Raw genomic sequence first — 25551 nt, 5'->3', positions numbered from 1 at the left:
TATCTTTTAACGTGCCGAATGAATCCTTACAAAGAAGATCATGAATCATTCTTGATTCAGAAGCTGGTATATTTTATTGTTCACTTGGCCCAATTTAGCGTTATTTTGAATGTTTGACAACAAAACAACAACGGTTTGCCCAGATTTGCTAAAGCTGTTCAAGACGTTGAAGCCCGGCATGACACCATGATTTGAATAACTTCCGGGAGCCACATAAAATCCCATGCCGTATGTGGAGCTGCTCCCTGGCGTAAACATCTTTTCGTAGCTTTTTTGCGAGTACAGTTTGCCGTCTATCAGCGCTTGGTCAAATTTGTACATATCTATAGCACTCATATATATATCACCGGCTCCATACAGCTGAGATAGATCGGGCATATACGGAGTAATCGCTCTGCCGCCCTTCAGCTTATACCCGAGAGCAGGATAAGATTCTTTATCATACGTTTTGTAAAAGCCTGCATGCGTCATTCCGGCCGGTTTAAAAATATGATTCGTTATGTATTTTTCATAGGACTCACCGCTTACTTCAGCAACGATATAAGCGAGGACAGAATAGTTGGAATCCTTGTAGTCCCATACGCCCGGTTGGCGTTTGATTCCCTGACGTTCTATGTCTTTTATTAAATCGTCCGGTGTAATTTCGCCGTTCCCTTCAATATGTCCGTTTATTCCCGATGTATGTGTAAGCAGATTCTTCAAAGTAATCGTTTGTCCGTTAGGAAAATGAGGTAAATACGTGCTTACCGGATCACTTGTCTGAAGTTTCCCCTTTTCCTCAAGCTGTAAAATGGCGGTTGCAATCAGCGCTTTTTGTGATGAACCGACATAATAAGATGTCAATGGATTATTTTGAATGTGCTGTTTACGGTCTGCATAACCAAAACCTTTATTTGTTATGACTTCTCCATTTCTGACAATCATCGCTGTTCCGCTGAAGCCGATCTCTTTTAAATAATTGCTGATTTTCTGATTATGGTCCACTGTTTTGATTTGTTCCTCTGTTTTTTCAGCAGTTTTCTTGTTGACCTCTTTCTTCTGACCTGTATCTGAAACTGCTGCAGTTTCTTGAGACGGCTCGTTCTCTTCACTATTTCGATGAAGCGCATTCCAAATCGTAAAACAAATCAGCGCTGCGATAAGACCAAGCAAAAGTTTGCCTCTTTTATTTAGTTTTCTCCGTCTGCGTTTCGCAGTTCTTCTGCGGGTTGGGCTTGTCATTCATTTTTTCCTCCCAAAATAAATTCCATTTTGCACACGTTTTGTTAGACGAATAAAGCACTGAAAAAGTTGTCAAATAAAGCAATATTTTTATCATTTTATTGCAAAAATACAAAAAAGCTGAGTTTTTCACTCAGCCTTTTGTATCATTTCAAACTTATTTTATTTTTATTCTTCAAATTCGAGTTGTTCTTGTGCATCTTCAGCTTGCTTCTGCACTGCTCCGTGATTATCCAAGCCGTAATGTTCACGAATTTGCTCCTGGATCATCAGCATGATATCTTTATTTTCTTTCAAGAATTGCTTTGCATTTTCACGGCCTTGGCCAAGACGCTCTTCTTCATAAGAGTACCATGAACCGCTTTTTTGCACGATATCGAGTTCAGTTCCAAGATCGATGATTTCGCCTTCTTTTGAAATGCCTTCTCCGTACATAATATCCACCTCGGCTGTACGGAACGGCGGAGCCACCTTGTTTTTCACGACTTTGATTTTCGTTTTGTTCCCCATTACGTCGTTGCCTTGTTTCAGCTGTTCAGCTCGGCGCACTTCAAGACGTACGGAAGAGTAGAATTTCAGTGCACGGCCGCCAGGAGTTGTTTCCGGGTTCCCGAACATAACGCCGACTTTTTCACGAATTTGGTTAATGAAAATCGCGATTGTCTTCGATTTGTTAATGGCCCCTGAGAGCTTACGAAGCGCTTGAGACATTAAGCGCGCTTGTAAACCGACATGCGAATCTCCCATGTCGCCTTCAATTTCCGCTTTCGGAACGAGGGCCGCCACAGAGTCGACAACAACGATGTCAACTGCGCCGCTTCGAACCAACGCTTCAGCAATTTCAAGCGCCTGCTCGCCTGTGTCAGGCTGAGACAGTAAAAGCTCTTCGATGTTGACACCGAGCTTTTGCGCGTATACCGGATCTAACGCATGCTCCGCATCGATAAACGCAGCTTGTCCACCCTGCTGCTGAACCTCAGCAATCGCATGAAGCGCCACAGTTGTTTTACCTGAGCTTTCAGGACCGTATACTTCAATAATCCGTCCGCGCGGATATCCGCCAATTCCTAGAGCTGTATCAAGAGCGAGGGAGCCGCTTGGTACAGTAGAAATTCTTGTATCTGTCTTTTCTCCCAGTTTCATAATGGAACCTTTGCCGAACTGTTTTTCTATTTGTTTAAGAGCCATATCTAAGGCTGCCTGACGATCACTCATTCTATTTTTTCCTCCTTTATGTTACCACTACATATACTATACCCTGTTTGAAGGGATTTGCCAAGAAAAAAGCGAACGCATATTCGGATTTTTTCTTGGCGTGATTTCTATCAAAATATCATAATGTATCAGAGAAATCATGTTTTCTTAGGAGGATAATGTGCTGAAAATATTATTTTTGCTCTAAAAGCTTCAAGATTAAATGGCAGCCGTATTTGGCACCGCGTTTTCTGATTCCCGTTCTGGAGCCCGCAAAGTGAAACTCGTGAACCTCTTCTTTTCCATTTGCTGAAATGCCGATAAACACGTGTCCAGGCTCATGCCCTTCTTGGGTATCAGGTCCTGCTACACCGGTAAAGCTGATGCCGATATCGCTGCCTGTGAGCTTTTGAACACCCTTTGCCAGCTCTGATGCGCACTCCTTGCTGACCGCGCCGAAACGATCTAATGTTTCCTTCTTGACGCCAAGCACATTCTGCTTTACGTCGTTTGTATAGCAAACGACGCCGCCGGCAAATAATGTTGAAGCACCGCTAAGATCTGTCAGCCATTCAGAAAACAGCCCGCCTGTAAAGCTTTCCGCCGAGGAGATCGTCATGCCTTTTTCCTTACATGCTTTAGAAAGCTCTTCTACGAGAGAAGTATCATCGTAGCCATAGAAAAATTCACCAACACGTTCTAAGATAACAGCCTCTGTTTCTTTCAATAAACGCTCTGTTTCCTTTTCGTCAGCATGCTTGGCTGTCAGACGCAGCGTCACCTCTCCATCGGCCGCCAAAGGAGCGATTGTCGGATTGGTTTGTGCATCAATAATATCTTCCAAATCGGCTTCAAGCTGAGATTCGCCGATACCGAAAAAGCGAAGAACGGTTGATACAATTTTTTCATTTGAGCCCATCTTTTTCAGCAGAAGAGGCTTTGCCTCGTTTTCAAACATTGGACGCAGTTCGCTTGGCGGCCCGGGAAGAAGCATATAAAAGCGAGATTCATGCTCTGTGAGCATTCCAGGCGCCATTCCAAAGTGATTCGCCAGTACGTCAGATCCTTCGATTACAAGCGCCTGTTTTCGGTTATTAGGTGACATCGTGCGTTTTGTTCGTTTGAAATAATCCTCAATGGATTGGAACGCCTCATCATTTAACACAAGCGGACGTCCCAGCACATTTGCAATCGTTTCTTTCGTCAGATCATCTTTTGTCGGTCCGAGACCTCCTGAAAAAATAATGAAGTCAGAGCGTTCTTCAGCAATGCGGATGACCTGTTTCAGCCGCTCCGGATTATCTCCGACTGCTGTATGATAAAATACGTTCACTCCGATTTCAGCGAGCTGTTTGCTGATAAATTGAGCATTTGTATTGGCGATCTGGCCGAGCAACAGCTCTGAACCGACTGCAATAATCTCTGCTTTTTTTGGAAATTCCATGACGTTAGTCCTTCTTTCTTAGTTAGATGTTTTTAGCGCTTCCCAGTTTTTAGAGAAATATTCCCAACCTGATACGACCGTAAAGAAGACAGCTACCCACAGCGCTAAGTCAGCGAACGGGAATGACACAAGCTCAAACGGAAGATTATGAAGAAGCAATGCAGAAACCGCAATAATTTGTGCCCATGTTTTAATTTTACCAAGCATATTGGCAGCTACGACCTCTCCTGTTCCGGCTAACACAAGTCTTAAACCTGTCACGGCAAACTCCCGGCTAATAATCACAATGACCATCCAGGCTGGAGCAAGATCAAATTGAACAAGAATAATTAACGCTGCGGATACAAGCAGTTTGTCCGCAAGCGGATCAAGAAATTTCCCGAAGTTTGTCACGAGATTCAGTTTTCGGGCATAATACCCGTCCACCCAATCTGTTGTGGATGCAATAATAAACAGAATAGCGCCCGCCAAGTGCGCGACCGGAATCGATTCGCCTCCAAATTCGAGCCTGCCCCAGTCAAAAGGCGCCAGCATGATGATCATGAAGATTGGGATTAATGCAATTCTAGCTAGTGTGATTTTATTTGGTAAGTTAAACATAAAGCCCCTCCAATTTTATACTCGGACGTGAAGAAAAGTCATCTGGTAATCAAGATGACTTTTCTTCCTTTTTATTTACAATCTTTATGGTTTGTGCCATCACTTTTTTCGGATCAAGTTCATATGAGAGAACCTTACCGTTGATTTTTATTTTCAGATTAGGTGCATATCCAGTGCGGATTTCAACTTGTTTCTGATCAGTTATGTCTTTTTTATAGGTTTCGTCTTTTTTCAGTGTTCCTTCTTTTAAAGAACTGCTGTTTTCATCACGCACTCGAATCCAAGAGCTGTCTGATGCCTTTAGTTCAAGTTCGATTTTATCAGCGCCGGACACTTCATAAGTCGTTACCGATCCTTCAGTGCCAGCCGCTTTAATCTCTAGCTTATCACTGTCGCTTTCTTCTTTTTTATCTTCTTTTTCTTTCGTTTCTTTTTTCGTGTCCTTCTCTTTTTCAGAGCTGTTATTTTGATTCTCTTTTAGCGTTGAATCTTTAGGGATTTCGTACTTGCTTTCACTTTGCGTAATTGATTTTTCAGATGCCGCATTGTTATCATCGCTGTTTTTATGATTCGCAAATTGAATGATTGCGTACACAATCGCAATCACGACAATCACGCCGAGAATCACAAGTATCGTTGGCAGCAGCTCCAGCGCCTTAGATGCTGGCTTTGGCATTTCCTTTTGAAGATTCATGCCGGAAATCTTTTCAGACACATCATCATGATACGTATTCGGGATATCTTTTTTATGCTCCTCAAACAGCTGATCCGCATCAAGCCCGACGGCTTCCGCATATTGCTTGATGAATGCCCGAACATAAAACTTCCCCGGAATAATGTCATAGTTTCCTTCCTCCAAGGCGGTTAAATACCTTTTTTGAATCTTTGTTGCCGCTTGGAGATCATCCAATGACATTGCTTTTTCCTCTCTGGCTTCTTTGAGCCGGATTCCTAGTTCAGTCACAACAAACACCTTCCAATTTTAAAAATCAAAGCTTGAAAACCCGGATTGATCAAACATTTGGGGTTCCTCGGCATGTTCATATGTAATAACCTCATCAGGGTCATTTCTCAGTTCAATAATATAATCAAAGTCATCTAGTGTATACTCTGTATTTTGAACGAATATGTCCGGATGCTCCACCACTTTTGTCGCAGGCAGCCTCATGATTTCTCTGACCAGCTGAAGATGGCGTTCTGACCCTCTTCGTGTTGACACAATTCCGTCAACGATAAAGACATTTTCAGTGCTGTATTCATCGGCAATCAGCTGGCTTCTTATCGTCTGCTTCAGCAAGGTCGATGACACAAACAGCCACCTTTTGCTTGCACACACGCTGGAGGCCACAATCGATTCCGTTTTTCCGACTCGCGGCATCCCCCGGATTCCGATTAATTTATGGCCTTCTTTTTTGAACAATTCGGCCATAAAATCGACTAATAAGCCAAGCTCGTCCCGTTCAAACCGAAACGTTTTCTTGTCATCGGCATCTCTTTGAATATAACGGCCGTGACGTACGGCAAGACGGTCGCGAAGCCTCGGTTCTCTCAGCTTCGTTACTTTAATTGTTTCCATCGTTTTTAAGATTGATTCTAATCGTTTAATTTGATCTATATGGCGGCACCTGAGAAGCATTCCCCTTCTGGAAAGATCGACGCCGTTTATCGTTACGATGTTAATTGAAAGCATCCCAAGAAGAGATGAAATATCCCCGAGCAGTCCGGGGCGGTTCACTTGAATTTCATATTCAAAATACCATTCGAGCTTTGCCAAATGATATACCCCCTTCATTGTGGCAAAATTTTACCTTCCTTTATCATAAAGCATTTTTCTCTAATTAGAAAGAAGAATGTTGCTGTGTTGAGGAAAACATAAAAAAGAGAGGAAAAATCTCCTCTCTTCCTAGTGAGTGCTGTTATTTTCAACAAGCTTAACCATCATATTGGCAATAGCGCGCTGTTCATCTTTTGATGCTACGCTCCAAAGATCTGCCAGCACTTTTTCCTGCTCGTTCTTAGAGTCCACTTCATTAGCTAAATAACCGCCGATTTCGGTCGCAAGATCTGTAATGGTATCCTGGCTCATGCCTTTATCTTGCGCATAGTTCAGACGGTCGCCAAGGAAGTTTTTCCAGTTATCCCAGTTTTCTAATACTGACATGCTTGTTTCCTCCATTTCATGTGAAGTTACAAGATTATTGTGTCCTTCGGAAAAGAAACTATACACCGAATATTTTCGGATCAGCAGTGCCAGCCGCCATTTACCGACAGAATTTGGCCGGTGATATATGACGCTTTTTCAGATAGGAGAAAAGCTGTTGCATCGGCAATTTCTTCCGGCCGGGCCAGCCGGCCGATCGGAATATCGTCAGCGATCTCTTCTTTTTCAGACTGAGAAAATTGATTCATCATATTTGTATCAACCGCGCCCGGCGCTACGGCGTTTACCCTGATGCCGCTTGGCGCCAGCTCCTTAGCCAGTCCTTTGACAAACGAGTGCTGAGCTCCCTTTGCCATGCTGTACAGCACTTCACAAGATGCTCCAGTCTCTCCCCAAATAGAGCTGACAGCGACAATTGCTCCAGATTTATTCCGGATCATGTCTGGAAGAAGGTTTCTCGTCAGCATATACGGACTCGCCACATGGAGCTGCACCATGTCTTGAACCGTTGCATCATCCACATCTGTAATCAGCCCAAAATGGCTTCTGCCGCTATTTAAAACAATCGCATCTATCGGCTGAACAATTGAGCTTGACAACTTATCTGCTCCTTCTGGCACGGACAGATCGGCTTGTAAAATCTCAGCATGCACATCAAACGTCTCTCTAAGTTTTTCAGCAAGCTCCGCTGCCGCGTTTTGATTTGTATTGTAATGCAACAGCAGATTGTATCCTTCTGCCGCAAGGGTTTCGCTTATGCTTTTGCCGATGCCGCCGCTCGCTCCGGTGATTAGTGCTGTTTTGTTCATCTTCTTTCCTTCTTTCCGCAAAAAACACCCCTCACACTGGAGGGATGTTTTGTTTATGATTTAGGAACAACCTTGCAGACAGTCAGTCTATCCGCAGCAATTTCCTCTTGTATAACTTTCTGGACATCCTCGAGAGTAATTTGCTCGAGAACCGATACGACGTCAAACAGGCTCATATCCAAGAAAGCGTAACGAGTAAATTGATTGGCAATGTATTCAGGTGAATTCAGCGCTTTTAAGAATGTACCGATCTTTTTCTTTCTGGCAAGTTCAATCTTTTCAGCAGTAATCAGTTCACCGGCGCGCAAAAGCATGCTTGAAATGTTTTCAGCCAATTGATCAGGCTCCGGCGTATCGCCGCCGATCGCCGCAAAACCGAACCCGTATTCAGCAGTAAAATCAAAGCTGAACGTTTCGTCAATATACCCTTTTTCATAAAGCGATTCGTACTGGGCAGAGCTTTTGCCGAAAAGAGATTCAAGCAATAAGTTCATCGAAAGCTCATGCTTTAACAGCTCTTTGCCTAGCCTAAACGGGTTCTTTGATTTCAGCCCGACAAGGCATTTCGGTCCCTGCACGTTCATTTTGATCTCTTTTTCTTTTCGGAAAACCGCTTCTTGCTCTTTCACTTCTTCACGTTTGATCTCCGGCTGATCAGTATACGGCTTTTTCTCTTGATTTTCTCTTACCTGAGAAATGATCGCTTCAGGTTCTACAGGGCCGACAATAAAGAGGAGCATGTTGCTCGGGTGATAAAACGTTTCATAACATTCATAAAGAAGGTCTTTTGTAATATGTGAAATGCTTTCCACTGTTCCAGCTATGTCAATTCTGACAGGATGTTCTTTGTACATGTTTTCAATGACCCCGAAGTAAAGTCTCCAATCGGGGTTGTCGTCATACATGTTAATCTCCTGTCCGATAATCCCTTTTTCTTTTTCAACCGTTTTTTCAGTAAAATACGGATCCTGTACAAAATCGATGAGCGTCTCCAAATTGCGTTCAACATTTGATGTGCTTGAGAAAAGGTAAGCCGTTCTTGTAAATGACGTAAACGCATTGGCAGAAGCACCCTGTTTGCTGAAATCTTGAAAAACGTCCCCGTCCGCTTTTTCAAACAGCTTGTGCTCAAGAAAATGGGCGATTCCGTCCGGCACATGAACCATCTCATTTTTATCTAAAGGGACAAACCGGTTATCTATTGAGCCGTACTTAGTTGTAAAGACCGCATATGTCTTGTTGAAGCCTTTTTTCGGCAAAACGTAAACGTCAAGGCCGTTTGGCATTTTTTCATGGTACAGCGTCTCCTGAAGCTGTTCATATTCGATTGGTTTGATCAAGATGCACCCTCCGTCCCTTTTAAGAAATAAGTCGTATCAAGCTGAATCTTTTCACCGGCTTTCACGATATCCTCTTTTGTGACCTCCTCAATATTGGCAAGAAAGTCTTCAATAGGAATATCGACTTGGGCAGCGGCCTGCTGATATAAAAACTCTGATAAACCGTACGCAGTATCAATGGTTTCCAGCACTTGATTTCGAATGACGGCCTTTGTCTGAGCGATGTCCTGTTCACTAAAGTCGCCGTTTTTCATCGCCTGAAATTGCTCAGCAATGATAGAAACAGCCTGTTCGTAATTTTCCACTTCAATTCCCGACATCACCATTAACAAGCCTTTAAAACTTTCTATACGCGAAGCGGCGTAGTAAGCAAGACTGGCTTTTTCCCGAACATTGATGAAAAGCTTGGAATGAGAGAACCCGCCAAACAGTCCGTTAAACACTTGCAGAGCAGGATAATCCTGATCCGTATAAGTGATGCTGGTGCGGTAGCCGATATTCAGCTTTCCTTGTTTGACATCTTCTTCATCAATCACTTCTTTAGGCTGGGCTTTTCCCTCAGCTTGATTGTTTTCAATTGTGCGGAGGGCGCGCTCTTCTGTTTGAAAATACTTGTCAATCGCACTTTGCACTTGGTTGCTGTCTACATCGCCAACGACATAAAGATCAAGCTGATCATTTTGGATCGCGCTTTGGTATGTTTCATATAATTGATCGGCAGTAATGGCATCGACAGCGTCAATTTCACCGTTGACATGGAGCGCATAAGGCTCATTTTTGCACATTTCCTGTATCAGCCTTAAATTGGAGTAGCGCATCTTGTCATCATAGACCGCTTGGATTCTTTGCTTAAGCGTCCGTTTTTCCTGAGCCACATATTGTGATTGAAACGCGCCTCCCTCCAGAGCAGGTGAAAAAACGATTTCCGCGAGAAGCTGCAGCCCTTTTTCAAGAAGCGGCGTTTGGTCTTTTAAATATTTTTCATTCGGAATTTCCAGCCTGAACGTAATGACATGCCGCTCTCCTTTTTTCGAAAGATCCGCCGAGACAGACGTTCCGTACAGTTCATCCAAATAAGAACGCAATTCTGAGGTTTTCGGATAGCTTTGTGTTCCGCGAAGAAGCACATGCGGAAGCAGCGCTCTTTTGGTGACTTGGTCTTTTGTCAGCGGCGCAAGCATTTTAAAAATAAGCGAGACGGTTTTGAATTTTTCTGTTTCTACAATGTGTGCGGTTAAACCGCCGTGCTTTGTTTTGATTTCATTTACATATGACATATGGAACCTCCTTCGTTCATTTCTTATTAGTATGTATTATGACCCATTTTCAGCATTCGCAGAAACACTCTTTCATGTAATTATAGCAACTGTAGGATTTATAAGGAAACAATAACCTCCGCCTGGCAGGAGGGAGGCTGTATCGGTTAATTCTTTTTTCAATCTGAAAAGCCGCTGAATCATAGCAAAAAAGGACGGCTGGCTAGACCGTCCCTAAATTTTTTTCTTCCTTTTCATTTTTTTTAGCATCCACAGTAAAGAGCACTAAAAATAAAGCAACAATGCTGCAAAACGCCGATAGAATGAAAATCAGCCAATTTGCATTAGACATTAATGCCGCAAACACAGGAGGCCCGAGAGCTACTCCTATAAAGCGCATGCTATTGTAGAAGGAAGAAATGGTTCCGCATTGCTCACTTTCAATCCCTTCGGTTATCAGTGCATCTAATGCAGGAAGAGCCATTCCAATCCCAATCCCGCCAATGCTTAAAAAGATAAATAAAAAATAAAAACTGTGGTTCCACCACAAGGCAATAAACGACAGGGTTAACAGAATCATTCCCGTAACAACGCAAAATTTCATTCGAACTTTATCTTTACCGATCTTTTTGCCGGCTATAAAAGAACTGGTTGATAAAAATAAAAGAGGGATTGCCAGTAATCCGCCTTTAGCCACTCCGTCAATGGCATACTTGTTCTCCAACGTATCTGACAAATAAAATAATACGCCAAATAACAAAAACATAATGACACATCCGATAATAAAGACCGTATAAAGCCAGCGCCCATCCTGTTTAAAGATTTTCCGCACACTCTTGATAAATTCAGAAACCGCTGGTGCATCCTCATCTTCTTCAGGCTTGGCCACCAGAAACAACACGAGCAAAAAGCTGATCAAACAGAAAAACGGAATAAACCAAAACGGTACAAACCAGTACCAGGAAGCCAGTAAGGCGCCCAGTATGGGACTCAATACCTTTCCTGACGTGTTGGCGGTTTCAATATCACCAAGGCCGGCGCTGACCTTTTCATCGTCTCCTTGAAACAAATCGCCGATAAACGGCATGACGATAGGAGCTGCGCCTGCTGAACCGATGCCTTGAAGAACCCGTCCCGCCAAAATCATAGCATAGGGATTTTTCATATAGGTTGAGGCAAAAGCCGCGACCAATCCGCCTAATCCTGCAATGAGGAGGCATGGAAGCAATATTTTTTTTCTCCCGAATCGATCCGACAAATATCCGGCAATCGGAATGCAAATAATCGCTACTACTGAATATACAGTAATGATTAAAGACACTTGAAATGAAGTCACTGACAGCTTTTTCTCCATCATCGGAAGAACAGGTATCAGCATGGAGTTCCCTAGTGTCATCACAAGCGGTACGGAAGACAATGCAATAATATTTTTCATTCCATTTTTCTCTCTCAACATTTTCACCCATTCACTTTCTTGTCATCCCTTATATGTTGCGTTAACCAGAGTGAAAGTATGTACAAAGAAATATGAATCAGTGCAAATAAAAAAACAGACACATCACAGCGCCCGTTTTAGAATCGTTTACGCAAAACATGAAATCTGAATTTATCCGCTCTAAAATAATTTAATGAGTAAAGCACCGGTTTATCGTGCTGATCGTAATGGGTTTGTTTTAGCAGCAAAAGAGCTGTTTCCGGATCGCATTCCAGCACTGGAGAAATGGTATCATGATAGCCGATCGGTTCAATATCAGTCACGGCATAGCTGATCACGGAGCCTGAATTTTTCTCAAGCAGATCAAACATAGATTCTTGCTGATGAGAAAAAGAATTCGGCAAAATATCCATCGGAATTTTGTCTATACAATACACAATCGGCTGTCCATTAGCTGTCCTGACTCGTTCGAGGTAAAAAAGTTCTTGCCCTTCTGCCAAATGAAATCTCTTAGTGTCATCTTCAGACGGCATAAGCACTTGTGATGATAGAAAAATCGTTCCAGGCGCCATATTTGCCTGTTCTATCATCTTCGTTACACTGTTAAGCTGTTCAATGCCCGAAAGAAATAACGGCTTAGAATGGACAAAAGTGCCTACACCATGCCTTCTGATAATCACATGCTCTTCTTCCAGTATCCGCAAAGCTTCTCTTAGCGTCGCTCTGCTGACACCAAGCTTTTTGGAAAGCTCAAATTCAGAAGGGAGCTTTTCCTTCTCAGTGTAGATGCCATTTTTAATATCCTCTTTAATTCGTTCAATCACTTTCAAATACAAGTGCCGATTATCAGCTTTTGTAGACATGTTTCCCCTCCGTAAACCACTTTCGATAAAAATTATTGAACAATTGGGACAACTATATCATGTTTTGTCGAAAAAATAAATAGCCAGGTTATTAGTTTACATAATGTTATTACTGAGAACTAATGAGAGCTGAACTCCCTTCATTTAAGAAGAGAGCTCATCGTATTTTTCTTTTGATAATAAGACTTCCCTAGGTTTGCTGCCTTCATACGGTCCGACAACGCCTCGTTCCTCCATCGCATCAATCAGGCGGGCCGCTCTCGTATAACCGATTCTGAATCTTCTTTGCAGCATGGAAACAGATGCCGTCTGCATGCCGACGATTAATTCAACAGCTTCATCATAAAGATCATCGGTAACCTCCGAATGAGTTTCCGTTGTCTCCTCAGGAATCATTTCTTCCTGATATTGCGCTTTCTGTTGCGTAATCACATGGTCGACGACCTTCTCCACTTCGTCATCCGACAAAAATGCTCCCTGTACGCGGACAGGTTTATTAGCCCCGACAGGCAAAAACAGCATATCGCCACGGCCGAGCAGCTTCTCAGCGCCACCCATGTCAAGAATCGTCCTTGAATCCGTCTGTGAAGATACGCTGAACGCGATTCGTGACGGAATATTCGCTTTGATGACCCCTGTGATAACGTCAACCGACGGCCGCTGTGTTGCAATAATGAGGTGGATGCCGGCAGCCCGCGCCATTTGAGACAATCTCGTAATTGAATCTTCCACATCAGATGAAGCGACCATCATGAGGTCGGCAAGCTCGTCCACAATCACAACAATATAAGGCAGCTCTGGCTGTTTCGCTCCTTCTTCATTGTTGGAGCGTTTTATATAATCATTGTATCCTTCAATATTTCTTGTGCCCGTATGAGAAAATAATTCGTACCGCCGCTCCATTTCATTGACAACCTTTTTCAAAGCCTGTGACGCTTTTTTCGGATCGGTTACGACAGGAGCAAGCAAATGCGGAATCCCGTTGTAGACATTCAGCTCTACCATTTTCGGATCGATCATCATCATTTTCACTTCATGCGGCTTTGCGCGCATTAAAATACTTGTAATAATGCCGTTGACACAGACGCTTTTCCCGCTTCCGGTTGCGCCTGCGACCAAAAGGTGAGGCATCTTGTTTAACTCTGCCAGCACAGCTTCACCTGAGATATTACGACCGAGTCCAATCAGCAGCTTCGCGTCCGGTCTGTCATTTAATTTAGAATCGAGCACTTCCTTCAACGATACCATCGCCACTTCTGCGTTTGGAACCTCAATTCCGATTGCTGATTTACCTGGTATTGGCGCTTCGATCCTGATATCCTTTGCAGCAAGTGCAAGCGCTAAGTCATCGCTTAAATTGACAATTTTGCTAACCTTCACTCCGACATCAGGATACACTTCATATTTTGTTACGGCCGGCCCGAGATGAACCTGTGTGACTTTCGCCTTTACGCCAAAGCTTTGGAAGGTGCGTTCGAGCTTTCTTGCATTTTCATAAATATTCTTTTTATCAGCCTGCTGGCCGGTATGCTGCGGATCTGCCAGTAAATCCAGTGACGGCATCTCGTAATCTTTATTTTCAAGCTCCGTAAAGGTCATAGGAGGAGCAGAAACAGTTTCCTGATCACCTGTTTCAGGCTGGATGTCCTGAAGCGGCTCTGATACAGGTTCGGCGCGCTTTTCTATGACTGGAGACTCTTCATCTTCATTACGATCTGAAAAGCTTGAGATAATCGGCTCTGAATGAATAAGAGGCGATATCATTTCCGAATCCTCCTCTTCATCAGAAGGCTCTGGTTCCATTTGCTGTTTCTTGCGGGCCGGTTTTTGTTTTTTGCTCGGCGTTTTCGTTTTTTTCGATGACTTCATATTTGTTTTGACGGATTTCATATCATCAATAAATGCAAACCATTGTTCTTTTATAAAGCGGCCAATCGGGCTCATCCACTTTTTCAGTGTTTCTTGAAGAGAGCGCCCTGTGACTAAAATCATTCCGATCAAAATCATGACGATCGCCATGATCTGAGAACCAGTCGACGCAAACAAAAAGTGTGAAGCCGCAAACAGCAGCGCGCCGATCATCCCTCCGCCTAAATCAGGTGAGGCGGAGCTCCCATTCATGTCCATTAAAAACAATTCCCACGTGTTGCGCACCACGCTTGCGGACTCAATAGACCCTTTGTGCGTCAAATTTTTAAACAGCTGCACGTGAGAAAGCAGCAATATGCTTGCGATAATACAGTACAACCCAGCCTTTCGTCTCGTTAACAGGCTTGGCGTTTTCTTCTTCCAAAACAGCGAGACTCCTAACACCAATAAACCTAACAAGCATAAAATAAACCACTCTCCGGTAAAAAAGCGGAACAAGTAAATAAAGGTTTGTCCGACTACCCCGAGCTGCAGAATCGCGATAATTGAAATGGCTATGCACAGCAATCCGTTGAGTTCGTATTTTATATTGAGCTGTTTCGCCTGTTTTTTTCTTGATTTTCTTTTTTTCTTTGCCACACTCATCACCTTACTGCGTTAAAAAATGTAAGTTCATACATAATGAAGAAAGCAGCCGTTTACAGGCTGCGTTTTTTCTGTAGGATTCCCCTATTATAGCATATTTTGCCCCCGAAAATGGGTTTGATTCTTATACGTTAAATTTCAGCTTTTGTCCCGGTGAAATGTCCGGATGCAGAAAATGCATTGGATTTGTGCTCATGATTTGAATGACTTCCGCTTCATTCCCTTTCATTTCGACAAGAAGCGGTACACCTTTGTATTCAATTTGCTCATGTGCGCTTGTCTCTTGGTTCTGCTCCGCAAATACAATTTCCTGCGGCATCACGGTATACAGAATCATTGAAGCATCCGTCCTTCTTCTGATCTTGCTTCCTCAATGAGCTCATTCAGTTTATTGATCGCCTGCCCGACACCGCCTGTGTGATCTATCAGTCCGTATTCCACTGCATCCTTACCGACTACATTTGTTCCGATGTCGCGTGTTAAATTCCCTTTTGAAAACATCAGCTCTTTAAACTTCTCTTCGGTTATATTGGAATGGCTTGTCACAAATTTAACAACTCTTTCTTGCATCTTATCCAGGTATTCAAACGTTTGCGGCACACCGATTACCAGTCCGGTCAGCCGAACGGGATGAATCGTCATCGTTGCTGTTTCAGCAATATAGCTGTAATCACAGGATACCGCAATCGGAACGCCGATGGAATGCCCTCCGCCAAGCACAATGGAAACGGTCGGCTTTGATAAAGATGCGAGCATTTCCGCTATTGCGAGACCCGCTTCAACATCTCCTCCGACAGTATTTAATATAATCAGCAAGCCTTCAATTTTGGGATTCTGTTCAATAGCCACGATCTGCGGGATGACATGCTCATATTTTGTTGTTTTGTTTTGCGGAGGAAGCTGAACATGGCCTTCTATTTGTCCGATAATGGTCAAACAATGAATATTTGTATCTTGGGGCAGCTGCGGAAGCGTCGTTTCACCAAGTTGCTGTATTTTATTCATAATGCTGTCTTTCGCATCATTTTTTTCAGGACGCTCTTCTTCTGTGTTTTCCATACGATGTTCCATCTCGCTTTCACCCTTTCCAAGTTTCTCTTTGTATTATGAACAAAGATACTCAATTCAATCCCGGCAAAAAAGGCAAAAAAATAAAGACCGGAACAGCTCCGGTCTTTAGTCAGACATTATACTTCCATAATAATTGGGATGATCATTGGTTTACGTTTCGTTTTTTCATATAGGAATTGGTTCAAAGCATCTCGCATTGCCTGTTTCAGCGTTGACCATTCAACATTTGATGTTTCAGTCGCTTCTGTCACGATGGAACGGACAAGCTCAGTAGCCTGTACAATAAGGCCTTCAGACTCTCTTACATAAACAAAACCGCGAGTGATAATTTCTGGTCCTGATACAAGATGTTTCTTTTGTTTATCAAGTGTAATCACAACAATTAAAATTCCGTCCTGTGAAAGCAAGCGGCGGTCTCGCAATACGATATTGCCGATATCACCGACACCCAAACCATCAATTAAAATATTGCCGTATGGAACTTTATCCCCAATTTTTACGTTTTGGCCGCGGAATTCAACGACGTCTCCTTTTTCAATTAAGAAGATGTCACTGCGCTTCATGCCAATTTCTTCAGCGATTTTTGAATGCGCTTTTTGCATTCTGTATTCGCCGTTTACAGGAATTAAATATTTTGGTTTAAGCAGATTGATCATCAGCTTTAACTCTTCCTGCGAGCCGTGGCCAGATACATGGACACGCTTTTGGGCAAAGATGACTTGTGCGCCGGCTCTCGCGAGAAGATCTACTGTTTTAGAATAAATGAGTTCCTGTCCAGGGATTGGTGTTGACGCGATGACAACTGTATCCCCTTCTTCAATGTTCAGCTGTTTGTGGGCTTTGTTTGCCATTCTTGTCAGGGCAGCTAACGGTTCACCTTGGTTGCCGGCTGTAATAATAGCCACTTCGCGCTTCGGATATTTCTTGACATCCTGTACAGAAATAAACAGTTCATCATCTGCTTCAATATATCCGAGCTTTCTTGCCAGCTGCAGGACAGATTGAAGATTTTTTCCGGCAACGGCAATCTTTCTGCCATTTTGAGCCGCTGCATGAATGACTTGCTGAATCCGGTTAATATTGGATGCGAAAACAGCAATAATCACCCGGTTATCTGAATTATACAGCGCGTCCGAAATTTCTCCGCTGACAGCAGCTTCTGAAGGTGTATAACCCGGGCGTTCCGCATTTGCACTGTCGGAAAGCAGGGCTAGCACGCCGCTATTGCCGATCTTGGCGATCTCGCCAATGTCACACGTTTGATTAAGTGCAGGCGTTTGGTCAAATTTGAAGTCTCCCGTGCATACAATAGATCCAAGTGATGTTTTAAAACTCACACCTACAGAATCAGGGATGCTGTGGATCGTTCTAAAGAACGATACCTTTGTCGATTCAAATGTAATGACAGATTTGGAGTGAATTTCTCTTAAATCAGTTTTACGGTTATGTCCGTATTGTTTTAATTTTTCTCTTAACAAAGCGAGCGTCAGCTTCGTTCCGTACACGGGAACGGACAGCTTGTTTAATAAGTAAAAAACGCCGCCGATATTTTCATCGTGCCCGTGCGTTAAGAAGATTGCTTTGACGCGATCAGCCCGTTCAATCAAATATGATATGTCAGGAATCACCACATCAATACCAAGCATCTCGTTTTCTGGATGCATAAGGCCGGCATCAACGACAAATATGTCTGAGTCAATTTCGATGACATAAAGGTTCTTCCCAATTTCTCCAACACCGCCAAGGGCGATAATTCTAACGTTTTCTGTATTTTTCTTTTTCAAAATCTATATCCTCCTAGTCTCATACCCGTCCATCATCACTTGTTCCTATTATAACTGAAAGTAAATTTAGAAAACAAGATAAAGCAGAAGGTTTAGGGAAAACCAATATGTATAAGAAACGGTCAAACTCAGCTGAATGTGAGAATGACCGCGTTTATTTCACTGTATGAATTTTTCTTACAGTTCGCTGATCGTGCTGCTTAAGCTCAGACGTTCATCCTCAGTTAACGGGACAAGAGGAAGACGCACTGAACCGACATCAAGGCCTCTCAGCTGAAGCGCTGTTTTGACAGGAGCAGGATTAGGCGCTTTAAACAATTCCTTCATAATCGGCAGCAGTTTTTGATGAATCAGTGCCGCATTAGCTGTTTGCCCATTCGTATAATTTTTGATCATTTGCTGCATATCAGAGCCTGCTATATGGCTTGCCACTGAAACAACTCCTCTTCCTCCGACTGAAAGAACAGGAAGCGTCAGGGCGTCGTCCCCTGAATAGACAGAGAAGTCTTCCGGCGTTTCCGCAACAATTTTTGTAATCGCTTCGAGGTCTCCGCTCGCTTCTTTAATCGCCACAACGTTCGAAATGTCTGCCGCCAGACGAATCGTCGTTTCAGGAGCAAGTGAAGCAACCGTGCGGCCCGGCACATTATAAAGCATGACAGGAAGAGACGTTTCTGCCGCAATTGCTTTAAAATGCTGGTACATTCCCTCTTGAGAAGGTTTATTGTAATACGGCGTAACGAGCATGACCGCGTCTACGCCCGCTTCCTCAGCTTTTTTAGTAAGCTTAATGGAATCTTTCGTGTTGTTGCTTCCGGTTCCCGCAATAACCGGAACCCGACCGTTCACTTCTTTTACCGTATATTCAAAAAGCGCAATTTTTTCTTCAGTTGAAAGAGTTGGCGACTCTCCGGTTGTTCCCGCTACTACTAAAGAATCCGTTCCGTTTTTCAACAAGTAATCAATCAGTGTAGACAGTTTTTGAAAGTCTACGTTCCCTTTATTGTCAAAGGGTGTAATCATCGCTGTAGACACATTTCCGAAATTCATTTTATTCACCTCATCATGATTCAATCACATTTACTTGGAAAGTTCAAACACTTCATGCAGAGCGTTTACAGCAGGAACCATATCCGCTTCATGGACGAGCACCCATATTGTTGTATGGCTGTCAGCCGATTGAAGGATCGGTATTTCTTTTTCCGAAAGGGCAGAGACAATTTTGGACGTGACACCTGGAACACCCATAATGCCCGCTCCGACCGCCGATACCTTCGCGCAATTTCTCGTTACCATCGGATCATAGCCCATATCCATTAAAATACGCTGAGCTGTTTCTGTTTTATTCCCGGCCACCGTATATACGATTTCACTAGGTGTAATGTTAAAGAAATCGACACTGATTCCCGCATTCGCCATCGCCTTGAACACTTCAGTCTGAACGTTGTACTGGCCAATTTTCGAAGGAACTTTGAACTGAGTCACATCTTTGACATGGGCAATTCCCGTAATCAGCCTTTCAAAAACATCGCTTCCGACTTTGGAAGAATGATGTGATGTCACCAATGTGCCTTTATCTTTCGAATAAGTCGAACGGACGCGGATCGGAACCTTGGCTTGCATCGCAATTTCCACAGCCCGCGGATGAATAACCTTCGCCCCTTGATATGCCAAGTTGCAAATTTCCGTATACGTCACGACAGGAAGCGGTTTCGCATTTTCCACCACTCTTGGATCAGCCGTCATCACACCTTCTACATCGGTGAAAATATCGATGTATTCCGCGTCAACAGCTGCGCCGAGTGCGGCTGCAGACGTATCGCTGCCCCCTCTGCCGATTGTTGTTGTATCGCCCTTTTCAGTTGCGCCCTGGAACCCAGCAACGACTACAGCTTCATGATTCGCGAGCACACTGAATAAACGCTCCGGTTTCATTTCCATGATTTTCGCATTGGTATGCTGATCATTCGTTAAAAAGCCAGCCTGAGCCCCTGTCAGCGCAGCTGCTTTTATACCATTATCAAGCAGCATGCTTGTAAAAACGACAGAGGAAATGGTCTCTCCGCAAGATAAAAGCAAATCCTGCTCCCTTGGAGAAATCGCTGACTGATCGCCGTAAAGCAGCCCCAGCAAAGAATCTGTCGCGTACGGGTCTCCTTTGCGGCCCATCGCTGAAACAACAACGACAACCTTATATCCTTCACTGATTGCTTCTTTAATATGCTCTAAAGCCAGTTTGCGGCCTTTATCATCTTTTACAGATGTTCCGCCGAACTTTTGAACAATTATCTTCACTGTTTTCACTCCAAATTATTCCGACGTAACAGAAGAGAGCAGGCTGATAATGCCTTACTCTCTTCTATTCGTCTTTGGTAAATTCTCTCTTTTATACGAGGTTTAGTTTTTTCAGGCTTTCTGCAATTTGAACAGAGTTCCATGCCGCGCCTTTTAATAGGTTATCAGAAACAACCCATAAATGAAAACCGTTTGCTCTGTCCAAGTCTTTGCGGATGCGGCCTACAAACACATCGTTTTTGCCGACGGCATCAGCAGGCATCGGATAAAGCTGTTGGCTTGGGTCATCCTGAAGTGTCACGCCTGGAGCTTCTTTTAATAGGTTTTTAATATCCTCAACAGTAGCGTCATCACGGTCTACCTCGATGTAGACGGACTCTGAGTGCCCAGTTTGAATTGGCAGTCTCACACATGTAGCCGCTACTTGAAGGTCAGGCATGTGCATGATTTTTTTCGTTTCATTTATCATTTTCATTTCCTCAAACGTATAACCGTTATCTTGGAATTTATCAATTTGCGGAATCGCGTTGAAAGCGATTTGATAGTGTTTTTTGTCACCTTTTACAGGCATGATCTCAGGCTCAATTTCTTCTTGATTTAAAATCGCCTGCGTTTGGCTGTAAAGCTCTTTTACAGCTTCATTTCCCGCTCCTGATACCGCCTGGTAAGTTGATACGATGACTTTATTTAAGCCGTATGCTTTGCGGATCGGTTCAAGAGCCGCTACCATTTGGATTGTAGAGCAGTTAGGATTGGCAATGATGCCGTTGTGTTCATGTAAGTCTGCCTCATTCACTTCAGGCACAACAAGCGGTGTATTTTCATCCATACGGAATGCACTCGTATTATCTATAACAATAGCGCCGCGTTTTACAGCTTCTGGTGCCAATGCTTGTGATACGCTTCCGCCGGCGCTGAACAAAGCAATATTTACCCCTTCAAAGCTCTCAGGAGAAGCTTCCTGAACAGTCAGCTCTTTGCCTTTAAACGTGACTTTTGTCCCCGCAGAGCGTTTTGAAGATAACAATGTAAGTGTGTCCATTTCAAAGTTTCTGTCTTCAAGTGTTTTAAGCATTTGTTGTCCTACAGCTCCTGTCGCTCCGACAACAGCTACGTGTAAACCTCTTCCCATCTGTAAAACTCCTTCCGCCAATCAGCATCATTGAATTGATTTGACTATGATTTTACGTTTTATTTTACCATAGAATATGCGGGTGATGACCGAATTTTTTAGTTTGGGAAAGATTTTCTGTAAATTTAGTCATTTCCCTGAAAATTCTCAACCAGAACCGGCTGAAGCTGCTGATGCATAAGCGCCTTTTCAATGGTTTGCGGAAGCAGATCCATTTTGGCTACCATTGAATTCGGTTTTTTGAATGGATCGTCTTGCCCGAATGGAATAAAAAAGATATTTTTTGTTGACATGAGCCTCATTAAATTTGTTCCGTTTAAACCGAGAGCATCATTTGTCGAGATGCCAAGAACGACTGGGCGATTGTTTCGGATTGTCGCTTTTGCCGCCATCAGCACCGGGCTGTCCGTCATGGCATTTGCCAGCTTGCTCATTGAATTGCCGGTTAAAGGAGCAATGACCATGCAGTCAAGGGGCAGCTTCGGCCCAAGGGGCTCTGCCTTTACAATTGAATCAATGGCCTCGTATCCGGTCAGATCCTCAATTTTTTTAACCCATTCCGCTCCCTCTCCAAATCGGGTATTTGTGGATTTCACGTTAAATGTGACAACCGGACGTACTTCGGCCCCTTCGTTGACCAGCGCCTCAATTTGCGGGAAAACCGCTTCATATGTGCAATGCGATCCGGTCAAACCAAACCCGATTCTTTTTCCTTTTAATGACGACATCCTTATTTTCCCTCCTCAGCTTGTATTTCCGCCAAAAGCTTGCTCAAGACATTTGCGAGGATTTTCCCGGCTGTTTTAGGTGCGACAATCCCTGGAAGGCCGGGGGCAAGAAGTGCTTTAATCCCCTGTTTTTCGGCATATTTAAAATCCGTTCCCCCAGGGCGTGAGGCCAGATCCAATATTAAGGTTTTTGGTGTCATGCTAGAAAGTACCGTTTGATTTAAAATCATACTCGGTATGGTATTAATACAAATATCTATATCTTTTACATGCTCTTTCAGCTCATCGGTGTGAAAAGGAACCAGCCCCATTTCAGTGATACGTGCCAGATGCGCTGAACTCCTTGCCCCCACTTTTACATTCGCCCCAAGGGCGGCAAATGTACGTGCAATCGTCATCCCGGTGCGTCCCAGACCGAGAACGGCCACCTGAGATCCGTGTATCGTATAATCCGTGTGCTGAATAGCCAGCATGATCGTTCCTTCTACTGTCGGAATAGAATTATATATCGCAATGTCATCCCGCTCAAACAGCTTAACAAGTTTTCTGTTTGCTTGAGCTGCAATGTTTTCTAAATAGGCGTTGGAAATTCCTGAGAAAATAACACAGTGTGCAGGCGTTTTGTCGAGATGGTCCTGTTTTAACACAACCTCTTCATTCGAAAATACAGTTGATACGACACCTTCTCCTGTTGTCGCAGACACTGGAAGAATGATGCTGTCTATTTGCTGAAATGGAATTTCATCAATGTTGCATTTTACTGCTCCGGTAAAACCGTGATCCAATTGGTCAAAACCGACAAGATAGATGTCAGCCTGCTGTTCAGTGAGCTTTCTTATAATTTCGAGCTGTCTTGCGTCACCGCCGATAACTGCAATTTTCAATCCGGTTAACATTCTAAACGTTCACCTTCTTTGTATATACTGGATCTCTAGTTGTTAAGCTCCCCTTCATCTTATGATCAAAAGGAAATACCGGTGAATTAAAACACGCGCTTTTTTCATATAAAAAAACATCGGCTGCCTGAGCCGATGTTTCAGGGTTTACTTTAATCTTCTCGAGGAGACATTTCCTCAGGTACATCTAATATGATCATATCCGATCCGATCTTTTGAATATGATGCCAGGGGACACGAATGTCATGACCCTGTTTTCTCAAACCAAACCATTTAACTGTCGGGATGAGGAGTGCTGTAATCTGGCCATCCTGTTCATTGATTTCTAAATCGGTCTGGCCGAGCACTCCCAGCCGTTCAGCTCTTTTGATGTCTACAATTTCCTTTCCTGATAATTCACTGAGCCGCATGTCTGTCACCCCCTTGTACTATGTATGATCAAAGGGATAAAAAAATGCCTGCCCCGTTATGGGGCAGGCATTTCCTTTTAAGACGGCATATTGCCAGAAGGGCTGATGAGTGCCAGAGCATAGTCATCAGTAAACAATTGTCTGGCAAGACCGTTGACACGCTCTAGGTTCACGGCATTTAATTCATTGATGATCTCATCTAATGTTTTATGTTTGCCGAGCAGCAGTTCATTTTTCCCGTTTCGGCTCATTTTGCTGTTTGTGCTTTCTAAGCTTAGCATCAAGCTTCCCTTCATTTGCTCTTTGCTGTTTTCCAGCTCTTTCGAAGTAATGCCATCGCGTTTTAACGTGGCAAGGGTTTCTTGAATTGTTTCTGACAGTTGCTGAAGCTGATTTGCACCCGTCCCGCCATAAATGGTAAGCATTCCGCTGTCCTCATAAGAGCTGTGATAGCTGTAAACAGAATAAGCAAGCCCTTTATCTTCGCGGACATCTTGGAACAATCGGCTGCTCATGCTTCCACCGAGCACATTATTCAGAACGATTAAATCATAAATGCGTTCATGACCAACCTCAAGGCCTTTAAATCCAAGGCACAAATGAGCCTGCTCTGTTTCTTTTTTTCTTGTCAGTTTTTCCGTGTAGAACTCTGGTTTCTCAAGGCCTGTCGCTTTACCCTTCGCTTCGTATGACCCGAACCATTTTTCCACATCTTTGATAAAACTGTCAGATATATTGCCCGCTACCGAAATCACCACTCGGTCCGGTGTATAATAATCATGCATGTATTGTCTCAAAGAGTCACCGTTGAAGGTGGCAAGCGTTTCTTCCGTGCCAAGAATTGGGTAGCCTAAAGAATGATTGCCGTAAGTTGCTTTGCTAAGTAAATCATGCACAATGTCGTCCGGCGCATCTTCGTACATTTTAATTTCTTCATATACTACATTTTTTTCTTTTTTCAGCTCGTTTTCATCAAACGTTGAATGAAAGAACATATCTGCTAATACGTCCAGCGCGTAATTCGCATGCTCGTCAAGCACCTTTGCATAGTAGCAGGTATATTCCTTTGAAGTAAACGCATTGACCTGACCGCCAATACGATCAAAAGATTCTGCTATCTCACGTGCAGATCTTGTGCTCGTCCCTTTAAAGAACATATGCTCTAAAAAATGGGAAATTCCGTTTATCTCCGGCGTTTCGTGCCGCGAACCTGTGCCGATCCACACACCGATCGCAACAGAACGGACTGTCGGGTTATTTTCCAGCACAACTCTTACACCATTTTGACACGTATATCGTTTAATCAAATTTGTTCCTCCTATTCAAAGACAAGCTGCCTGCATCTGTTACTTCAACAGTCTTGTTTCATCCATTAGTTCAGTGACTGTTCCAAGCGCGTAGCCTTTATCTTTTATCTTAGTAATCAGCGCTTCAAGACTTTCCGCCGTGGGATCGGTCGGATGCATTAAAATCATGGCACCATTATGTATCTTGCTTAACACTCGCGTTTGAAGTGCAGAAGGAGCCGGCTTTTGCCAATCGATCGTATCAACTGTCCACATGACTGTTCCCATTTGTTTCTCAGCTGCAATATCGATAACCGCTTTTCTGAAACTTCCGCTCGGCGGGGCGAACCACTTTGGCTTAACGCCAATCGTTTCTTCTATTTGTTCATTTGTCTTGTCGAGCTGCTCGGAAATTCTTCCTGTAGTCAGTTTGCTCATATCCGGATGATTGTATGAATGATTTCCGATTTCATGGCCGTCTTCCGCAATCTTCTTAGCGAGCTGTTCATTGTTTCTCACCCAATTGCCTTCTAAAAAGAACGTAGCCTTGACCTGATGCTTTTCTAAAATAGGGAGCATTTTTTCCAAATACTCATTTCCCCATGCCACATTAATTAAAAAAGCCACCATTGGTTTGTCTGGATTTCCTTTATAAATGGGCTCAGGCTGAAGAGACTCAAGATGAACGCTTGGTCTTACTTGGCTGTACACCAAGTCGTTTTCTCGAAACTCGCCGTGCTTTTTCATTTTTTTATATGATTGTTCAATATTGACCTTCAATCCATTGTAGCCTGGAATGCTTTTCCACACTTTATCGATTCTTGCATTTTGGGGCTTAACCTCGTAATCCGGCGCTTTTTGAAGCAATTCTTCATATAACGGGTCTTTGGACGCCGTGACAGTCACCGTATCTTTTTTCATTGCCCCTATATAATCAACTGCATACGGATTTTTCATCATCTCAAATGAGACAAAAAAAAGAAATAGAAAAACGGCAAACGGTACAAATTTTTTGTACATGTTCTGTCCCCCCTCACCTCACATTATGAAGAAGAAGGACAAGGTAGAACCCGCCTGCTTTTTAAAAGCGTCAAAATAAAGAAGCCGGGTCT

Annotated in this window: 24 protein-coding genes; all 24 read right to left on the bottom strand. The window is 43.4% G+C overall.

What is annotated here, in order from left to right:
- Positions 1-45: 45 nt before the first annotated feature.
- The 24 genes from EFK13_RS09295 to EFK13_RS09180 all read right to left on the bottom strand — a co-directional run bounded on the left by EFK13_RS09295 (position 46) and on the right by EFK13_RS09180 (position 25459).
- A complete protein-coding gene (locus EFK13_RS09295) occupies positions 46-1221 on the bottom strand; it encodes a serine hydrolase domain-containing protein (protein ID WP_129505667.1) in 1176 nt (391 codons plus the stop codon).
- 168 nt (positions 1222-1389) lie between these two features.
- On the bottom strand, positions 1390-2436 hold the full coding sequence (gene recA / locus EFK13_RS09290) for a recombinase RecA (protein ID WP_129505668.1): 1047 nt from the start codon (positions 2434-2436) through the stop codon (positions 1390-1392).
- A 172-nt stretch (positions 2437-2608) separates the two neighbouring features.
- The gene (locus EFK13_RS09285; protein ID WP_124042862.1) at positions 2609-3859 is read right to left on the bottom strand and encodes a competence/damage-inducible protein A; all 1251 of its coding nucleotides are present in this window, start codon (positions 3857-3859) and stop codon (positions 2609-2611) included.
- A gap of 18 nt (positions 3860-3877) precedes the next feature.
- Positions 3878-4459: a CDP-diacylglycerol--glycerol-3-phosphate 3-phosphatidyltransferase gene (pgsA, locus tag EFK13_RS09280; RefSeq protein WP_064813824.1), complete on the bottom strand. Its 582-nt coding sequence runs from the start codon at positions 4457-4459 to the stop codon at positions 3878-3880.
- Positions 4460-4508: 49 nt separating this feature from the next.
- Entirely contained in the window at positions 4509-5423 is a 915-nt protein-coding gene (gene rodZ, locus EFK13_RS09275) for a cell shape determination protein RodZ (RefSeq protein ID WP_129505669.1), read from the bottom strand.
- Positions 5424-5441: 18 nt separating this feature from the next.
- The gene (locus EFK13_RS09270; RefSeq protein ID WP_003220998.1) at positions 5442-6233 is read right to left on the bottom strand and encodes a DUF3388 domain-containing protein; all 792 of its coding nucleotides are present in this window, start codon (positions 6231-6233) and stop codon (positions 5442-5444) included.
- Positions 6234-6362: 129 nt separating this feature from the next.
- Positions 6363-6620, bottom strand: a complete 258-nt coding sequence (locus EFK13_RS09265) for a DUF3243 domain-containing protein (RefSeq protein ID WP_129505670.1) — start codon at positions 6618-6620, stop codon at positions 6363-6365.
- 80 nt (positions 6621-6700) lie between these two features.
- Positions 6701-7429 (bottom strand): elongation factor P 5-aminopentanone reductase, encoded by a 729-nt coding sequence (gene ymfI / locus EFK13_RS09260; RefSeq protein WP_129505671.1) that lies wholly within the window; start codon positions 7427-7429, stop codon positions 6701-6703.
- Positions 7430-7482: 53 nt separating this feature from the next.
- A complete protein-coding gene (yfmH, locus tag EFK13_RS09255) occupies positions 7483-8769 on the bottom strand; it encodes an EF-P 5-aminopentanol modification-associated protein YfmH (protein WP_064813821.1) in 1287 nt (428 codons plus the stop codon).
- Positions 8766-10046 carry an EF-P 5-aminopentanol modification-associated protein YfmF gene (yfmF, locus tag EFK13_RS09250; RefSeq protein WP_129505672.1) on the bottom strand — a complete coding sequence of 427 codons (1281 nt, stop codon included), beginning with the start codon at positions 10044-10046 and terminating at the stop codon, positions 8766-8768. The genes yfmH and yfmF overlap by 4 nt, the downstream gene beginning before the upstream one ends.
- Before the next feature lie 202 nt (positions 10047-10248).
- Entirely contained in the window at positions 10249-11460 is a 1212-nt protein-coding gene (bcbE, locus tag EFK13_RS09245) for a bacillibactin exporter BcbE (RefSeq protein WP_129505673.1), read from the bottom strand.
- 137 nt (positions 11461-11597) lie between these two features.
- Positions 11598-12323: a GntR family transcriptional regulator gene (locus tag EFK13_RS09240; RefSeq protein WP_129505674.1), complete on the bottom strand. Its 726-nt coding sequence runs from the start codon at positions 12321-12323 to the stop codon at positions 11598-11600.
- Positions 12324-12467: 144 nt separating this feature from the next.
- Positions 12468-14831, bottom strand: coding sequence for a DNA translocase SpoIIIE (gene spoIIIE, locus EFK13_RS09235; protein ID WP_129505675.1), 2364 nt, complete (start codon positions 14829-14831; stop codon positions 12468-12470).
- Positions 14832-14961: 130 nt separating this feature from the next.
- A complete protein-coding gene (locus tag EFK13_RS09230; RefSeq protein WP_129505676.1) occupies positions 14962-15174 on the bottom strand; it encodes a YlzJ-like family protein in 213 nt (70 codons plus the stop codon).
- Positions 15171-15908 carry a translocation-enhancing protein TepA gene (gene tepA / locus EFK13_RS09225; RefSeq protein ID WP_129505677.1) on the bottom strand — a complete coding sequence of 246 codons (738 nt, stop codon included), beginning with the start codon at positions 15906-15908 and terminating at the stop codon, positions 15171-15173. The genes EFK13_RS09230 and tepA overlap by 4 nt, the downstream gene beginning before the upstream one ends.
- A 116-nt stretch (positions 15909-16024) precedes the next feature.
- Positions 16025-17692: a ribonuclease J2 gene (gene rnjB / locus EFK13_RS09220; RefSeq protein ID WP_129505678.1), complete on the bottom strand. Its 1668-nt coding sequence runs from the start codon at positions 17690-17692 to the stop codon at positions 16025-16027.
- Positions 17693-17869: 177 nt separating this feature from the next.
- Positions 17870-18742 (bottom strand): 4-hydroxy-tetrahydrodipicolinate synthase, encoded by an 873-nt coding sequence (gene dapA / locus EFK13_RS09215; RefSeq protein WP_129505679.1) that lies wholly within the window; start codon positions 18740-18742, stop codon positions 17870-17872.
- 30 nt (positions 18743-18772) lie between these two features.
- The gene (gene dapG, locus EFK13_RS09210) at positions 18773-19987 is read right to left on the bottom strand and encodes an aspartate kinase (RefSeq protein ID WP_129505680.1); all 1215 of its coding nucleotides are present in this window, start codon (positions 19985-19987) and stop codon (positions 18773-18775) included.
- A 91-nt stretch (positions 19988-20078) separates the two neighbouring features.
- A complete protein-coding gene (gene asd, locus EFK13_RS09205; RefSeq protein ID WP_129505681.1) occupies positions 20079-21119 on the bottom strand; it encodes an aspartate-semialdehyde dehydrogenase in 1041 nt (346 codons plus the stop codon).
- A 125-nt stretch (positions 21120-21244) separates the two neighbouring features.
- A complete protein-coding gene (dpaB, locus tag EFK13_RS09200; RefSeq protein WP_129505682.1) occupies positions 21245-21847 on the bottom strand; it encodes a dipicolinate synthase subunit B in 603 nt (200 codons plus the stop codon).
- A gap of 2 nt (positions 21848-21849) precedes the next feature.
- Positions 21850-22743: a dipicolinic acid synthetase subunit A gene (dpaA, locus tag EFK13_RS09195; RefSeq protein WP_129505683.1), complete on the bottom strand. Its 894-nt coding sequence runs from the start codon at positions 22741-22743 to the stop codon at positions 21850-21852.
- Between the two features lie 152 nt (positions 22744-22895).
- Positions 22896-23153 (bottom strand): YlmC/YmxH family sporulation protein, encoded by a 258-nt coding sequence (locus EFK13_RS09190; RefSeq protein ID WP_064813810.1) that lies wholly within the window; start codon positions 23151-23153, stop codon positions 22896-22898.
- A gap of 77 nt (positions 23154-23230) precedes the next feature.
- The gene (locus tag EFK13_RS09185; RefSeq protein WP_129505684.1) at positions 23231-24460 is read right to left on the bottom strand and encodes a M16 family metallopeptidase; all 1230 of its coding nucleotides are present in this window, start codon (positions 24458-24460) and stop codon (positions 23231-23233) included.
- Positions 24461-24499: 39 nt separating this feature from the next.
- On the bottom strand, positions 24500-25459 hold the full coding sequence (locus tag EFK13_RS09180; RefSeq protein ID WP_129505685.1) for a polysaccharide deacetylase family protein: 960 nt from the start codon (positions 25457-25459) through the stop codon (positions 24500-24502).
- Positions 25460-25551 lie beyond the last annotated feature (92 nt).

Origin of the sequence: Bacillus cabrialesii (assembly GCF_004124315.2) — a bacterium.
GTDB classification, from domain to species: Bacteria; Bacillota; Bacilli; order Bacillales; family Bacillaceae; genus Bacillus; species Bacillus cabrialesii.
The sequence above is the reverse complement of the archived record's forward strand: the minus strand, read 5'-3'. Positions and strand labels throughout refer to the sequence as shown.

What these genes read in the sequence shown, in the direction of transcription:
- EFK13_RS09295 (WP_129505667.1), bottom strand. Translation starts at nt 1,221, where the DNA reads ATGACAAGCCCAACCCGCAGAAGAACTGCGAAACGCAGACGGAGAAAA.
- recA (WP_129505668.1), bottom strand. Translation starts at nt 2,436, where the DNA reads ATGAGTGATCGTCAGGCAGCCTTAGATATGGCTCTTAAACAAATAGAA.
- EFK13_RS09285 (WP_124042862.1), bottom strand. Translation starts at nt 3,859, where the DNA reads ATGGAATTTCCAAAAAAAGCAGAGATTATTGCAGTCGGTTCAGAGCTG.
- pgsA (WP_064813824.1), bottom strand. Translation starts at nt 4,459, where the DNA reads ATGTTTAACTTACCAAATAAAATCACACTAGCTAGAATTGCATTAATC.
- EFK13_RS09265 (WP_129505670.1), bottom strand. Translation starts at nt 6,620, where the DNA reads ATGTCAGTATTAGAAAACTGGGATAACTGGAAAAACTTCCTTGGCGAC.
- ymfI (WP_129505671.1), bottom strand. Translation starts at nt 7,429, where the DNA reads ATGAACAAAACAGCACTAATCACCGGAGCGAGCGGCGGCATCGGCAAA.
- yfmF (WP_129505672.1), bottom strand. Translation starts at nt 10,046, where the DNA reads ATGTCATATGTAAATGAAATCAAAACAAAGCACGGCGGTTTAACCGCA.
- bcbE (WP_129505673.1), bottom strand. Translation starts at nt 11,460, where the DNA reads ATGAAAAATATTATTGCATTGTCTTCCGTACCGCTTGTGATGACACTA.
- EFK13_RS09240 (WP_129505674.1), bottom strand. Translation starts at nt 12,323, where the DNA reads ATGTCTACAAAAGCTGATAATCGGCACTTGTATTTGAAAGTGATTGAA.
- EFK13_RS09230 (WP_129505676.1), bottom strand. Translation starts at nt 15,174, where the DNA reads ATGATTCTGTATACCGTGATGCCGCAGGAAATTGTATTTGCGGAGCAG.
- tepA (WP_129505677.1), bottom strand. Translation starts at nt 15,908, where the DNA reads ATGGAACATCGTATGGAAAACACAGAAGAAGAGCGTCCTGAAAAAAAT.
- dapA (WP_129505679.1), bottom strand. Translation starts at nt 18,742, where the DNA reads ATGAATTTCGGAAATGTGTCTACAGCGATGATTACACCCTTTGACAAT.
- asd (WP_129505681.1), bottom strand. Translation starts at nt 21,119, where the DNA reads ATGGGAAGAGGTTTACACGTAGCTGTTGTCGGAGCGACAGGAGCTGTA.
- dpaB (WP_129505682.1), bottom strand. Translation starts at nt 21,847, where the DNA reads ATGTCGTCATTAAAAGGAAAAAGAATCGGGTTTGGTTTGACCGGATCG.
- dpaA (WP_129505683.1), bottom strand. Translation starts at nt 22,743, where the DNA reads ATGTTAACCGGATTGAAAATTGCAGTTATCGGCGGTGACGCAAGACAG.
- EFK13_RS09190 (WP_064813810.1), bottom strand. Translation starts at nt 23,153, where the DNA reads ATGCGGCTCAGTGAATTATCAGGAAAGGAAATTGTAGACATCAAAAGA.
- EFK13_RS09180 (WP_129505685.1), bottom strand. Translation starts at nt 25,459, where the DNA reads ATGTACAAAAAATTTGTACCGTTTGCCGTTTTTCTATTTCTTTTTTTT.